Genomic DNA, 12,858 nt, shown 5'->3' on the forward strand with positions numbered 1-12,858 from the left:
GTATGTTGCACGCATTATTACAATCAGATTGGCTGATAACCATGCTGGACAAGTCCGGCAAGCAGGCCGCGCACAAGCTGCTAGGCTTATTCAATATTCTGGATGACTTGCTCTCCAGCCCGCTCGCAGAGGCGCAAACCACGCCCGCGACAACATCTACCCAGCCTGGGCGACTGCAGGCATACCTGAGCACACAGGCACAACTGGCAGGCGCGCGCCTGCCTGACATGCTCGCTAACCAGCTCTATTTTATGGCACTCAGCGCCTGTCAGGAAAAGCTGGCACACAGACAATCCAGCGCCCTGCAACATGCAAAACAGGCAGCAAAAGCACTTATCGACGAGCAAACCAAACTGCAAATCGACTGGCTGGCCATCCGCAACTATGGCGTGGTGGCGGTCACCTTGGTCTGTGGCGTCTTGGGCGGTTATTACTGGCATATGCAGCTCGAATCCGCGCCCAGCCTCCAGACCGCAGCAGTGCATCAGCCTCCGCCCCACCCGTTATCATTCGAGGCCAGTCCCACCGAAACCGCAGCCATTTACAGCCGCCTCGAAACCATGAAGCATGGTGATTGCCGACTGATCGAAGCGATTCAACTGCCAGAACGCTTGAAAAGCGTTTACATCGAAAACATCATCAATGGTCACGTCACAACCAACCGCGACGAACAAGTACTGGTCAACCAGCTGCTTGATCAGGTGCAGTGCAATTACACGCCCAAACTGATGGCCAACTCCAGACAGTAGACTGCCTGACAATAAAACAGGCCGTCATTGCACAACAAAAAAGCCGCCACTGCTCGTGACGGCTTTTTTTAAAGCAAACGCTGATTTATTGGAACAGGGTTTTAAGCTGATTCAAACCACCATCGTAAACGCCTTTGATCGCGTCAGAGGCTGCTTTTTCATCTGCAGGCGCTTTTGGCAAGAAATGACTTTCCCACACCACCACAGACTTCCCATCCCCATTGCTATGCACACTCACGGTGGATGCGTAGTCATTCACAGGCAACACGCCATCAGTGATTTTGTAGCCATAGCTTTTCTGTTTTGGATTGTAAGCAGTCAGTGTTTCATTCACTTTGCCGCCATCCTTGAGCGTCAGCACGCGTTTAGCGCCCACGCTGTTATTTTTACCCGAAACGATCTCGGTTTTGGCAACGGCTGGATGCCAGGCACCCAAATCGCCAAAGTCAGAGACTTTTTTCCAGACCACGTCTACCGGCTGATTCAGCTCCACAGATTTAACAACATACAGTGGCTCGGCCGCAAATGCCGTGCTTGAGAGGGCGAACAGGCTAGCTAATAATAATTGACGCATGATTTTCTCCTTGTTGTAGATGAAGTACATTGTAAATAAATTGACCATAAATGTATACTATACGGTATAGTATATTTAACACGACAAGCAAAGTCAAACAATAGGATTTGTTCCCTGGCTGAAAGTTCTGGGGGTATACAAACTTGTATAGGGTGTTATAATTTTAGGCATGAATGCGCTTAAGCAAAAAATTTTGCAGGTATCGACGGATCTGTTCCAGACACGTGGCATTAATTCCACGGGGGTAGATACGATTGTGGCTGTCGCAGGCACCACCAAAATGACGCTTTACAAGTATTTTGAAAACAAGGAAGAACTGATCCTGGCCGTGTTGCAACAGAGCCACCAGGACTTTCAGGACTGGATGAATGAAAAACTGGGCGGTCTTGGTGGCAGCCCAAATGAAAAAATCCAAAAACTGTTTGAATTTATTGAAGAGTGGGTGACTTCCCCCTCGTTCACCGGGATTGCTTTTATCAAGGCTTCCGCCGAGTTCCCCAATGAAGAAAACCGGATTCATCAGCTGTCTTCGCAACAGTCCCGTGAATTCAGGCAATTTATTACCAAGCTGGCACAAGAAGCCAATATCAAAGATGCCGAAGGCCTGGCGCTGCAACTCTCCATTCTGTTTGAAGGTGCCGTACAGGCCGAGCAAATCAAACGCGGCTCAGGCGCCATCAAGTCTGCCAAAAAGGCCGCCAAAACGCTGATTGATCTGGCCATCAAGCAGTCGTGACCACTCTTAGCCGCTCGTAACACTTGCCACACTGCTGGCGCACAGCAATAATAGCCCTACTTTTATCCAACCCCGTATTCACTTCATGAAAATTCTTATTTGCGGCTCACTCGCCTACGACACCATCATGGTGTTCCCTGACCAGTTTAAAAATCATATTCTGGCAGACAAAATTCATAAACTGAGCGTGGCATTTCTGGTCCCTGAAATGCGCCGCGAATTTGGCGGCACCGCGGGCAATATTGCCTACAACCTGCAATTGCTCGAAGGCCAGCCGCAGATCATGGCGACAACCGGGGATGACTTTGCCCCCTATGAGGCATGGCTGAACCAGCATCATATTGATACGCAGCACATCAAGGCGATTGCTGGTACCTACACTGCTCAAGCATTTATCACCACCGACATGGATGATAACCAGATTACCGCGTTTCACCCCGGGGCCATGCAATATGCGCATACCAACAGCGTGAACGAGGCCAAAGATATTGCCTTGGCCATCATTGCCCCGGATGGTCGCGATGCCATGTTCCAGCACGCAAAAGAGTGTCATGAGGCCGGGATTCCCTTCATGTTTGATCCGGGCCAGGGCTTGCCGATGTTTAATGGCGAAGAACTCATGCACTTTATTGAAATGGCTGACTATCTGGCAGTGAACGATTACGAGTCACAAGTCATCCAAGACAAAACAGGGCTCAGTCTGGAACAACTGGCGGCCAAGGTCAAAGCCTTGATTGTGACCTTGGGTAGCGAGGGCTCGCATATTTATGCTGATGGTCAACGCCATGACATTCCGTGCGTTAAAGCAGATAAGGTCGTAGACCCAACAGGATGTGGCGATGCTTACCGTGCTGGCCTGCTGTATGGCATTGTGCGTGGCTGGGACTGGAAAGCCTGTGGTCGGCTGGCGTCTACCATGGGCGCGATCAAGATTGCGAGCCGTGGCGGGCAGAATCACCAGCCGAGCCGGGCCGAGATTGAAAATATTTACAGTCACGCCCTGGTACAGGATGCCCTGAAAGAGGATCCTAGTCTGGGCCAGGCTACCCATTAAAAGAAGCTTGTTCAATATTGGAGAAAAAAATGAAAACACGTGTATTGCAATGGCTTGCTGTCGTATTGGTCACCGGCATTCTGGCCGCGTGCGCGAGCTCTAACTCTGGTAGTGTGTATTCGCGTGATGAAGCACGCAGAGCACAAACGGTGAAAACCGGGGTAGTGGAAAGCGTGCGTGCCGTCAAACTTGAAGGTACCAAGTCCCCCGTCGGCACGATCGCAGGGGGGGCAATTGGTGGGATTGCTGGCAGCTCAGTGGGCGGTGGTCGCGGCAGCGCGATTGCAGCTGTCATTGGTGCCGTCGCCGGCGGCCTGGCTGGTTCAGCCGCCGAAGAAGCCGTCACCCGCAAAAACGCACTGGAAATCACCGTCAAACTGGATGGCGGCGGCCTGGTGGCCATCGTGCAGGAAGCGGACGAACAGTTTAATGCGGGCGACCGTGTACGCATCGTTGAAAACGGCGGCACCTCACGTGTTTCCCACTAACAAAAGCTGGCGTTAAACGCCGCATGGCAACCATCACCTTCTGGGGTGTGGTCATTAAAAAGAGCAGCCTAGGCTGCTCTTTTTATTAGTGCATGGGGCATGTCCGCCACCATAGTCAACGTCACAGAATTGTCATGTCAACGTCACCAATCATTCATGTGACACTTCTAATATCACCCTAAACCTCAACCAAGGAGTCGCGTGATGTTAGAACGCAATTTGCAGGAACATGGCCTATATCAAGCCGAAATTCAGCCAACGACCGAGAACAACCGTAAAGTCAACTCAACGCTGAGTGTTGCTCTGGCAACAACCGCAGAAGAAATCATGGAAGCGCAACGCTTGCGCTATCAGGTGTTTGCTGAAGAAATGGGCGCGCAGATCAAGAGCCAGAATGGTCTTGATGTAGACGGCTTCGATGCCTTTTGCGATCACTTGCTGGTCCGCGATGATGCCACGCAGCAAGTGGTGGGCACTTACCGCATCCTGAACCCGATGCAGGCCATGCTGGCAGGCGGTTACTACTCTGCCGGAGAGTTTGATTTGAGCCGTCTGGCTCCCTTGTCTGACCGGATGGTAGAAGTGGGCCGTGCCTGTGTGCATGCCGATTATCGCACCGGTGGCACCATCACCATGTTGTGGGCAGGCCTGGCCAAATACATGATGGCCCGCCAGTATGAATACATGATTGGTTGCGCCAGCATTTCCATGCACGATGGCGGCCACACCGCTGCCTCGCTGTTCAACAGCCTGCGAGAAGACTATCTGTCTCCCGCGGAATATCGTGTGTTTCCGCACCATCCATTGCCGATCGAGGCCCTGGATCAGTCACTCGAAGTGACCTGCCCACCCTTGGTGAAAGGCTATTTGCGCCTGGGGGCTTATATTTGTGGCGAACCTGCCTGGGATCCGGCTTTTAATACAGCCGATATGCTGGTATTGTTACCTTTATCCAGAATCAATCCCAGATATGCTGCGCATTTCTTGAAATAACTTGCCAAAAACAAATTTTCTTACCTTCTGCTGGCGCACCGCCCGCATTTTTCTCCACACACTCACCGGACTCACATTGGCAACGCTCGTGTTGCCTGTGTGTGGCCGTCGTGGCCGCGAGCAGCTGATTCGCTGGTGGTGTGCCAAACTATTGCGCTGTTTTAACCTGCAGTTATCGGTGAGCGGCGTACGCCCGGCGCCGCAGTCCAAGCATGTGCTGTTTGTTGCCAACCATATTTCCTGGTCAGATATCCATGCCTTGAACAGCCTGATTCCAGTGCGTTTTGTCGCAAAAGTTGAAATTAAGGATTGGCCAGTGTTTGGCTATCTGGTCAAAAAGTCTGGCACCATTTTTATTAACCGGACACGCCAACGTGATGCGGCACGCGTGCTGAAAGTAGTCACGCAGGCGATGAAACTGGGGGACAATCTGTGCGTGTTTCCCGAAGGCACCACCACCGATGGACAGCAAGTATTACCGTTTAAAAGTAGCCTGATTCAGGCCGCGATTGATGCAGAGGCGACGGTGATCCCGATTGCGATCCACTATCCCATGCCTGACGGCAGCCCTAACCTGGCGGCAGCGTATGCCGGTGAAACCAGCATGATCGAATCCATGCTGTCTTTTCTGAACATGCAGTCACCCAAAGTGCATTTGCATTTTTGTGCGCCGATAGAGGCGCGCCTGCTGGACCGGCAAACGTTAGCCAGCCAGGCAAGAAAAGAAATCATGGCGCGCTTACCCTGGGCGACCGTGCCTGAAACCGTCAGCGAACCAGCGGTGCAAAAGCAAGCCTGACTGTGATGGCTCAGCCCATCGTTAGACATATGCCTGCCAGGCCGTTTTAAGCAGCAAAAGCGTCACAACTGCCACAAACACGCGGCGCACCAGCGTGGTTCCATGCTTTAGCGCCAGTGCACTCCCTAACAGGCTGCCCGCGATATTGGCGGCCGCCATGGCCAAGCCCAGTTGCCACCAGACTGCACCGCTCCAGCCCAGCACCGCTAACGTCGCCAGATTCGTACTGGCATTTAACACTTTAGCAGAGGCAGAAGCATGCAAAAAATCCTGGCCGAGAAAACGCACCAGCATAAAAATAAAAAAACTGCCGGTGCCTGGTCCAAAGAAACCGTCATACCAGCCGATGCTGACCCCAATGCTCAACGCAATCATCCATCGCTGCCGCACGCTGTGGCCCCGCCCCCCCTGTTCGACCCCAAACTGCGGAAACTTGAGCGTATACACCAACACCAGCAACAACACCGCTGGCAATAGCTTGCGCAAAAAATCTGGCGCGACCCAGGTCAAGGTCCACGCGCCCAGGCAGGCGCCTAAAAATGCAGCCAGCGTTGCAGGGACTAACCAGGCCCAATCCAGACGCACATGCCGACTATAGCGCCAGGCGGCAACACTGGTGCCAAACAGACTGGAACATTTATTGGTGCCAAGTAACAACACGGGCGCGGTATTCGGAAAGCTGGTTAGCAAAGCGGGGACGGTCACCAGCCCACCGCCGCCCACCATGGCATCCACCACGCCCGCCCCAAAAGCGGCCAGGATCACCCACCAGAGCTCCACCCCCGTCCCCCGGGCTAATCGCCACCCAGGCCTGGCGGCTGATCACGCGGATCCAGCGCCACCTGCGTCGCCTTGCCAGTGTCCAGGGCGTATGCCGTCAGTTCTCGCCCCCATAAACAACCGGTGTCCAGCGCGATCACGCCATGCGCTTGATACAGGCCCAACGCCGACCAGTGCCCACACAGGATGGGCTGCTTGGCCTGGGCGGACTGGCGACCGGCCGCCTGAAACCAGGGCAGATACCCGGCCGGTAGCTCAGACAGTTCGCCTTTAAACGCAAACTCCATCGCGCCGGCCGCATCCACCACACGCATGCGGGTCAGCGCATTGGTAATCGCCCGCAAGCGGTCCATGCCGGTCAAGTCCGCGTGCCAGGCGGCAGGCTGATTACCATACATCTGTTGCAAAAAGCCCAGATAGTCGGGCGATTGCAACACCGCCTCAACCTCGGCAGCCAGCGCCCTCGCTTGCGGCAACAACCACTGCGGATACAAGCCGGCATGTATCATGGCATAGTCGTCTTCCAGCACCATCAATGGTTGATGCCGCAACCAGTGCAATAACGCTTCGCCATCCTCGGCTGCCAATAAAGGCGCTAAAGTGTCAAAGCGATGCGGTGGCCGCACGGCGTGTGCGACGGCAATGGCATGCAAATCATGGTTACCCAGCACCACCTTGATATGCTCGCGATGCGCATATAACCAGCGCAATACCGGTAGTGATCCCGTGCCGCGGTTGATCAAATCGCCAACCAGCCACAACTGGTCGCGCCCAGGCGCAAAGTTTAGCTTTGCCAGCAACTGCATAAAAGAATGATAGCAACCTTGCAGGTCGCCAATCGCGTATCTCGCCATGGCTATGCACCTATCTGAAATCGATTTACGGGCACTGCTACACACTCAACTTCCGTCGCGATACGGCGTTGCACATAAAGAAATTTTTCCTGCCATATCAACTATATGCAGTATCAAATTTTTTCATGCGCGCCTTGTCTGGCTTAGCGATTTGAAGGTGTAGAAGCGCCCTGACCAATAAAAAAGCCGCTTGAGATTCAAGCGGCTTATCGCAATATTGCTGTTTATTTTTTCAAGCTGGCAGGATCAAATTTGGCCCCTGCCTGATTCGCCATATAGGCCACAGCATCCGCGACTTCGTGGTCAGTCAACTCTGCGTTACCGCCGCGGGCTGGCATGCTACGAATCCCTTCGGTGGCATGTTTTACCAAAGTTTCATAGCCTTGTGCAATACGTGGACCCCAGTCACCGGCATTGCCGATTTTTGGCGCGCCCAAGGCACCCACACCGTGGCATGCGATACACACACCTTTAACAATCTCTTCACCGCTTTTCTCAACGTGCGCGCCACCTGCTTCAGCCACCGCCACTGTTGCAACTGGTGCAATATTGGCCAGCACTTTTTGCTCTGCTGCGTCAGCCACTTCTTTGCTTGGGGCTGCTTTTTCGGCACCAAACACGCCAAAAAGATAGGCCAGTAGCGAAACCAGCAATGTGAAAGCAATAATGGCGCCTGGAATGGCAATAATTAACTCTTTAATGCTTGAACTCTGATTGTAACCCGACATATCTGCATCCCGTTGCGTTAGAAAAAATAACCCCGCGATTATAGCGCAGAACGCGCAGACAGGAAACGCACCGGCACGCTTTTAAGCGTATTGTAAGAATCTCTGATCGCCAGGCAGCATCATGGCGACCAGAGTCTTGCCCTGCAACGCCTCCAGGCAACTGGCTGGTGCCTGGAGGCGTTTGATTACAAGCGCGCGTAAGCGTAGTTTTGCGGATACACCACTTTTTCCCGCGCATCGGTCCAGATAATGTCACAACTATCATCATCCATATGCACCATGCGGCCATTGCGGTCTACGCAATACTCGCCACAGACGATGCGCTCAACAATTTCATAGCCCTGCGCAATACGGGTGTAATCAAACAAAATGGAGCGGATGACGGTGCTGTCGCGCTGGATATGGCACCCAGAATTAATCCAGGTCGGGCCAACAATACGGGTATTTTTATCAATCCGGCTACCAGCACCAATGTATACCGGCCCTTCAATCTGCGTGTGCTCCCAGTCAATATGCACGTTGAGGCCCACCCACACACCCGGCTTGACCTGCTTGCCCGGAATCGGCATCGACGGGAAGAAGCCTTGCATCATTTGCTGCATCACCAGCCAGTAATCGGTCACCACGCCAATATCAATCCAGTTAAACGGATGCTGGATCGCATAAAACGGCAAGCCTTTTTGCACCAATAAAGGAAACAAGTCCGAGCCAATATCAAACTCGCTGCCAGAGGGGATCAAGTCCAGCACCTCCGGCTCAAAAATATAAATGCCGGTACTCGCCCAGTTAGAGCGCGCCTCCAGCTGGCTAGGCTTCTCCTGAAACGAAATAATGCGCCCTTCATTGTTGGTTACCACCACGCCATAGCCAGATACCTTGTCCATGGGCACCTGCATGGTCACCAGGCTCGCCAGTGCGCCTTTCTCCTTGTGCTCTTTCACCGCACGCGTAATGTCCAGGTCAATAATCGCATCCCCGCACAACACAATCGTCGTTTCATCAAAAAAGCCGCTAAAGTCCTGAATCTTGCGCATGCCACCGGCTGAGCCCACTGCATGCGGCACCACCTGGCCATCCACAATATCCCCCTCAAACGAGTAGCCGATATTCACGCCAAAACGATGACCATCCTCAAAGTAATCCTGAATCTTTTTGTGCAGATAACTGACATTGACCATAATATCCGCCACCCCATGCAATGCCAGGTGCTCCACCAGATAAGCCATCACCGGCTTGCCCAGCACCGGAATCATCGGCTTGGGTAAATCATAAGTCAGTGGCCGAACGCGAGTGCCCTTCCCCGCAGCTAAAATCATGGCTTTCATCGTGCTATATCCTCATATGTTTAGATTTATCAGCCAAGCATAGTCACGCTCTATGACACGATTATTGCAACCTTTAGTACCCTCACACAGTCACTCTCCAAGACAATAGATTATCCTACAGCGTAAAATGCGTTTTTCTGTTTACATTCGCGCACAAAAAAACCAAGCGATTAGGGTAATGATTTGCGCGTTTTCACTGGTCACCATGGGCGTTAAAACCTCTTCAGCACACACATGATTTATTTAAGTATTTTCCTGATTGCGTTTATCGCGTTTGCATTAAGCATGGTATGTGGGGGTGGCGCCGGTTTGTTACTCATTCCGCTGTTAGGCCATGCCCTTCCGGCGTCACAAGTGCCCGCTGCACTCTCGGTCGGCACCTCAGTCAGCTCATTGACCAAGCTTTATTTGTTCTTCCAGCAAATCAACTGGCGTATCGTGAAACACTTTTTGCCGCTTGCTTTGCTGGGGGTATTGGCTGGCGCCTGGTTGCTCAGCTATCTGGCCCCGATGTATATCGAGTTGTGTATGGCACTCTTCCTGGTCTCCAACCTGCCCTACCTGTTCAAAAAAACAGCCTCATCCAATATTGAAAAGCCAACACTATCTGACCATTTCCTTAAATTCATCGGTTTTCTCGCAGGCTTTATCTCTGCCCTCACCGGCGCAGTCGGCGTCTTGTTCAACGGTGTTTACCTCAGATACGGGCTCAGCAAAGAAGAAATCGTCGCCACCCGCGCAGCCAATGAGATTTGCCTGCATATCGTCAAACTCGGCTTATATGCCTATTTCGGCTTATTTACACTAAAAGCACTCACCATCGGCCTGCTTGTTGCCGTTGCCGCCGTCGCCGCCACCTACCTGATGAAATACGTGCTGCCTAAAATCTCGATTCACCTATTTAGCAAAATCGGCTACGGTGCCATGGTCTTATCTGGCGTCTTATTACTAAACAGCGCCATCCTCCGCATTCAAGAAGCGCACGACCCTAACGTACACATCGTCCGCGTCTCCAAGGGCTACGACGCCACCTTAAATTGGGATGATTTAATCTATACCATTGAGTTCAAATACGGCGAAGGCTTTGAATTTGAAAGGATTATTCCATTCACAGCACTGGACGCACCCAAACAAGCCTATGTAAATGCGCAGAATATAGGCGCTGACAAAATTGTCGTTGAAAAAGTCTACTCCCTCAAAGAAATTGCATATGAAGCCTATTACTACAGAGGCGAAAGCAACTTGATCAAAAAGATCCAGTTTAAGTAACAGTGAGCAACGCTTTGAATCAAACACCCCTAAAAATTGAGCGGCGACAAGCGAAGCCAGCAGCACTTAATTTGCTATAATGGCAGGATCGCGCCCGTAGCTCAGCTGGATAGAGTATTGGTTTCCGAAGCCAAGGGTCGTGGGTTCGACTCCCGCCGGGCGCACCATCAAAAAAATAAAAGCCAAGATAGTGATTTCTAACTTGGCTTTTTTGTTTCGACTTGGTGCTCTTCTTATAGCTTATAACTACCCTCCCAACTCTTACTGATCAAGCCTGTCTCTGTATGAAGGCGGATTATCAAGGCTATCTCTAGGCGGCTCTGCTGGAGACACTTTATGCTTGTGAGAATAGGGTTGCCTGGGTTTATAGCCACTACAGACATTTATACAATTTTTATTTTTGGCTTTTTTCAATTTACAGGTTTTTAATACCTGTTTTAATAGACTGAATACCTCGTAACAACATGAAAGAGTGAGGTATGTTTTATTTAATTCCTGATGCACCATTGCAGCATTCGCTTACCAAAGCGCTTTTAAATATCCCATATATTCATTCCAGACGCATCCTACGAACACCTAGACACATAGCCAATCATCTGGACTATATTCGAATGGCGGTCACCATTGATGTGCATTTAATGTCTCAATTCCGATTCATCTTAGCCACACAGTTCAAAAACCTAGTGCCTTCTTACAGCGTGAAAACAGTTGACCGTTCCAAACGTGTCAAAATATCTATCAAAGCAGTGTCCGGCTGTGAGCAGAAAATCATGTCAGTGGTCATGCAATTCTTTGAATCTGCCGAGTTTGGCCATTTCACGAAGGAGGTTTGAATCATGGATGGAGACTCTGCTTGTTTGGTATCGCATGGATATGAGAAGGTTAAAGACGTACACTCAGTGGTCATAAACGATAAAACACCACTGGAAGGGATCTGGGTACCCTTGGTAACGCCATTCAAACATGGCGAGCTTGATCTGGATGCATTAAAAACGCTTACGCAACGCATGGTAAATTATGGCGTGCATGGTCTGGTGGTCTGTAGCACCACAGGCGAAATGGGTAGTTTGCGACTAGATGAACAATTACAGATCATCCGAACGGTACAGCAAGTCACGCACCAAAAAATTCCAATTCTAATCGGTCTGCTTGGCACAGATACGCGTGCATTAGTACATCAGGCGCAATTACTAGACTCATTAAACCCTTTTGGCTTTCTGATCGCTCCACCATCCTTTATCAGACCATCCCAAGAAGGCTTGTTCGCTCACTTCAGCGCATTAGCTGACGCCATTTCTTCCAGCATTGTGTTGTATAACATTCCCGCACGCGCTGGCGTTCCGATTCACCTGGAGACAGTGCAGCGTCTCGCAAACAATCCCACCTTTATTGGTATCAAGGAATCCAGCGGCAACTCGGAAACTTTGTACCGCACTATTAAAGAAACCAATCTGCGCGTGATGTGTGGGGACGATAGCCTTATTCTGAATGGATTGCTGCATGGTGCAGCAGGTGCCATCTCGGCTTCTGCACATATCCATACAGAAAGCTTCCTTCGTCTGTACGAGCTTGCTAAACAGCAGAAATATCGTGAGGCAAGCCAACAGTTTTCCAACTTGGAAACACTGATTCATTTGTTGTTTAAAGAGCCAAACCCGGCACCTGTAAAAGCCTTACTGGGACATCAGGGATTGATACATCCGGAACTAAGATTACCAATGACTGATGTAACACCTGGACTCAAAAAAGAATTGATTAAGGCATTCAGCCTGTTAGAGGCATTGCTCACTCAAGCCGCTTAAGCTGGATCAGTATCCAGTACCAGCCTGTAGCCCACTGCAATTTCGGTCAGGAAATGCTTAGGCTGGGCTGGATCTTCCTCCAGCTTGTTACGCAAATGACCCATATAAATACGCAAATAGTGCGTATGTTCAACATAAGACGGCCCCCAAACCTCTTTCAACAAGTAGCGTTGAGTCAGCACACAGCCTGCTGAACGTAACAACACGGTTAATAAGCGGTACTCAATTGGCGTCAACGATACGGGCTGTCCATCCCGATAGACCTGGCGCTTGATAAAGTCGACCATGATGTGGCCGAATTTGACATTGGACTGGCTATTATTCTGCTGAACTGTATTGTGCCTTCTCAAATGGGCACGTATTCTGGCCAATAACTCTTCAGAACCAAATGGCTTAGTAATGTAATCATCTGCGCCAGCATCTAGCGCGTTGACTTTATCGTGTTCGTTAGAGCGGGCAGACAGCACAATAATTGGGATAGAACTCCAGGTCCGTACTTCTTGAATCAGTTCAACACCATTCATATCGGGCAATCCCAAGTCAATAATAGCCACCTCAGGCTTTCGTGTGCCAATCTCCACCAAGCCACGCTTGCCATTTTCTGCAGAGTAAACCGCAAAGCTCTCTGCTTCCAAAATAATGGTAATGAGGCGACGAATTTGATCTTCGTCTTCAACAACGACGATATTACCCTTTGTATCAGACAT

15 protein-coding genes and 1 tRNA gene are annotated in these 12,858 nt (G+C 50.9%); 10 read left to right on the top strand and 6 right to left on the bottom strand.

Annotated elements, in window-relative coordinates; genetic code table 11:
• Nucleotides 1-2: 2 nt before the first annotated feature.
• Nucleotides 3-749 (top strand): hypothetical protein, encoded by a 747-nt coding sequence (locus tag ACT53C_RS04625; RefSeq protein ID WP_476145055.1) that lies wholly within the window; start codon nucleotides 3-5, stop codon nucleotides 747-749.
• Between the two features lie 85 nt (nucleotides 750-834).
• Here ACT53C_RS04625 and ACT53C_RS04630 read toward each other — a convergent pair whose 3' ends face one another.
• Nucleotides 835-1,323 (bottom strand): SRPBCC family protein, encoded by a 489-nt coding sequence (locus tag ACT53C_RS04630; protein ID WP_194749447.1) that lies wholly within the window; start codon nucleotides 1,321-1,323, stop codon nucleotides 835-837.
• Between the two features lie 169 nt (nucleotides 1,324-1,492).
• Here ACT53C_RS04630 and ACT53C_RS04635 point away from each other — a divergent pair, with 169 nt between their 5' ends.
• From ACT53C_RS04635 to ACT53C_RS04655, 5 genes are all read left to right on the top strand, one after another.
• Nucleotides 1,493-2,059, top strand: coding sequence for a TetR/AcrR family transcriptional regulator (locus tag ACT53C_RS04635; protein ID WP_194749446.1), 567 nt, complete (start codon nucleotides 1,493-1,495; stop codon nucleotides 2,057-2,059).
• An 85-nt stretch (nucleotides 2,060-2,144) separates the two neighbouring features.
• The gene (locus ACT53C_RS04640; RefSeq protein WP_379073669.1) at nucleotides 2,145-3,113 is read left to right on the top strand and encodes a carbohydrate kinase family protein; all 969 of its coding nucleotides are present in this window, start codon (nucleotides 2,145-2,147) and stop codon (nucleotides 3,111-3,113) included.
• A gap of 29 nt (nucleotides 3,114-3,142) precedes the next feature.
• Nucleotides 3,143-3,601 carry an outer membrane lipoprotein gene (locus ACT53C_RS04645; RefSeq protein WP_194749444.1) on the top strand — a complete coding sequence of 153 codons (459 nt, stop codon included), beginning with the start codon at nucleotides 3,143-3,145 and terminating at the stop codon, nucleotides 3,599-3,601.
• A 204-nt stretch (nucleotides 3,602-3,805) separates the two neighbouring features.
• Nucleotides 3,806-4,594, top strand: coding sequence for a GNAT family N-acetyltransferase (locus tag ACT53C_RS04650; RefSeq protein WP_194749443.1), 789 nt, complete (start codon nucleotides 3,806-3,808; stop codon nucleotides 4,592-4,594).
• A 76-nt stretch (nucleotides 4,595-4,670) separates the two neighbouring features.
• On the top strand, nucleotides 4,671-5,393 hold the full coding sequence (locus ACT53C_RS04655) for a lysophospholipid acyltransferase family protein (RefSeq protein WP_476145056.1): 723 nt from the start codon (nucleotides 4,671-4,673) through the stop codon (nucleotides 5,391-5,393).
• Nucleotides 5,394-5,414: 21 nt separating this feature from the next.
• On the opposite strand, the gene ACT53C_RS04660 is transcribed toward ACT53C_RS04655, so the two are convergent.
• From ACT53C_RS04660 to ACT53C_RS04675, 4 genes are all read right to left on the bottom strand, one after another.
• Complete coding sequence (locus tag ACT53C_RS04660) at nucleotides 5,415-6,173, bottom strand: sulfite exporter TauE/SafE family protein (protein WP_476145057.1); 759 nt, start codon at nucleotides 6,171-6,173, stop codon at nucleotides 5,415-5,417.
• 14 nt (nucleotides 6,174-6,187) lie between these two features.
• Nucleotides 6,188-7,027 (bottom strand): symmetrical bis(5'-nucleosyl)-tetraphosphatase, encoded by an 840-nt coding sequence (locus ACT53C_RS04665; RefSeq protein WP_476145059.1) that lies wholly within the window; start codon nucleotides 7,025-7,027, stop codon nucleotides 6,188-6,190.
• Between the two features lie 224 nt (nucleotides 7,028-7,251).
• Complete coding sequence (locus tag ACT53C_RS04670; protein ID WP_476145060.1) at nucleotides 7,252-7,755, bottom strand: c-type cytochrome; 504 nt, start codon at nucleotides 7,753-7,755, stop codon at nucleotides 7,252-7,254.
• A gap of 185 nt (nucleotides 7,756-7,940) precedes the next feature.
• Entirely contained in the window at nucleotides 7,941-9,080 is a 1,140-nt protein-coding gene (locus tag ACT53C_RS04675) for a nucleotidyltransferase family protein (protein WP_379073658.1), read from the bottom strand.
• Between the two features lie 234 nt (nucleotides 9,081-9,314).
• On the opposite strand from ACT53C_RS04675, the gene ACT53C_RS04680 reads away from it, so the two are divergent.
• From ACT53C_RS04680 to dapA, 4 genes are all read left to right on the top strand, one after another.
• Nucleotides 9,315-10,349, top strand: a complete 1,035-nt coding sequence (locus ACT53C_RS04680) for a sulfite exporter TauE/SafE family protein (RefSeq protein WP_476145061.1) — start codon at nucleotides 9,315-9,317, stop codon at nucleotides 10,347-10,349.
• Between the two features lie 90 nt (nucleotides 10,350-10,439).
• Nucleotides 10,440-10,516, top strand: a tRNA-Arg gene (locus tag ACT53C_RS04685).
• A gap of 312 nt (nucleotides 10,517-10,828) precedes the next feature.
• Nucleotides 10,829-11,182 carry a hypothetical protein gene (locus tag ACT53C_RS04690; RefSeq protein WP_476145062.1) on the top strand — a complete coding sequence of 118 codons (354 nt, stop codon included), beginning with the start codon at nucleotides 10,829-10,831 and terminating at the stop codon, nucleotides 11,180-11,182.
• Between the two features lie 3 nt (nucleotides 11,183-11,185).
• Complete coding sequence (gene dapA / locus ACT53C_RS04695; RefSeq protein ID WP_476145064.1) at nucleotides 11,186-12,151, top strand: 4-hydroxy-tetrahydrodipicolinate synthase; 966 nt, start codon at nucleotides 11,186-11,188, stop codon at nucleotides 12,149-12,151.
• Here dapA and kdpE read toward each other — a convergent pair.
• Nucleotides 12,148-12,858 (bottom strand): two-component system response regulator KdpE, encoded by a 711-nt coding sequence (kdpE, locus tag ACT53C_RS04700; protein WP_476145066.1) that lies wholly within the window; start codon nucleotides 12,856-12,858, stop codon nucleotides 12,148-12,150. The genes dapA and kdpE overlap by 4 nt on opposite strands.

Source organism: Methylophilus sp. DMC14 (assembly GCF_056314085.1).

What these genes read in the sequence shown, in the direction of transcription:
- ACT53C_RS04645 (WP_194749444.1), top strand. Translation starts at nt 3,143, where the DNA reads ATGAAAACACGTGTATTGCAATGGCTTGCTGTCGTATTGGTCACCGGC.
- ACT53C_RS04625 (WP_476145055.1), top strand. Translation starts at nt 3, where the DNA reads ATGTTGCACGCATTATTACAATCAGATTGGCTGATAACCATGCTGGAC.
- ACT53C_RS04675 (WP_379073658.1), bottom strand. Translation starts at nt 9,080, where the DNA reads ATGAAAGCCATGATTTTAGCTGCGGGGAAGGGCACTCGCGTTCGGCCA.
- ACT53C_RS04650 (WP_194749443.1), top strand. Translation starts at nt 3,806, where the DNA reads ATGTTAGAACGCAATTTGCAGGAACATGGCCTATATCAAGCCGAAATT.
- ACT53C_RS04635 (WP_194749446.1), top strand. Translation starts at nt 1,493, where the DNA reads ATGAATGCGCTTAAGCAAAAAATTTTGCAGGTATCGACGGATCTGTTC.
- dapA (WP_476145064.1), top strand. Translation starts at nt 11,186, where the DNA reads ATGGATGGAGACTCTGCTTGTTTGGTATCGCATGGATATGAGAAGGTT.
- ACT53C_RS04670 (WP_476145060.1), bottom strand. Translation starts at nt 7,755, where the DNA reads ATGTCGGGTTACAATCAGAGTTCAAGCATTAAAGAGTTAATTATTGCC.
- ACT53C_RS04665 (WP_476145059.1), bottom strand. Translation starts at nt 7,027, where the DNA reads ATGGCGAGATACGCGATTGGCGACCTGCAAGGTTGCTATCATTCTTTT.
- kdpE (WP_476145066.1), bottom strand. Translation starts at nt 12,858, where the DNA reads ATGTCTGATACAAAGGGTAATATCGTCGTTGTTGAAGACGAAGATCAA.
- ACT53C_RS04680 (WP_476145061.1), top strand. Translation starts at nt 9,315, where the DNA reads ATGATTTATTTAAGTATTTTCCTGATTGCGTTTATCGCGTTTGCATTA.
- ACT53C_RS04690 (WP_476145062.1), top strand. Translation starts at nt 10,829, where the DNA reads ATGTTTTATTTAATTCCTGATGCACCATTGCAGCATTCGCTTACCAAA.
- ACT53C_RS04630 (WP_194749447.1), bottom strand. Translation starts at nt 1,323, where the DNA reads ATGCGTCAATTATTATTAGCTAGCCTGTTCGCCCTCTCAAGCACGGCA.
- ACT53C_RS04640 (WP_379073669.1), top strand. Translation starts at nt 2,145, where the DNA reads ATGAAAATTCTTATTTGCGGCTCACTCGCCTACGACACCATCATGGTG.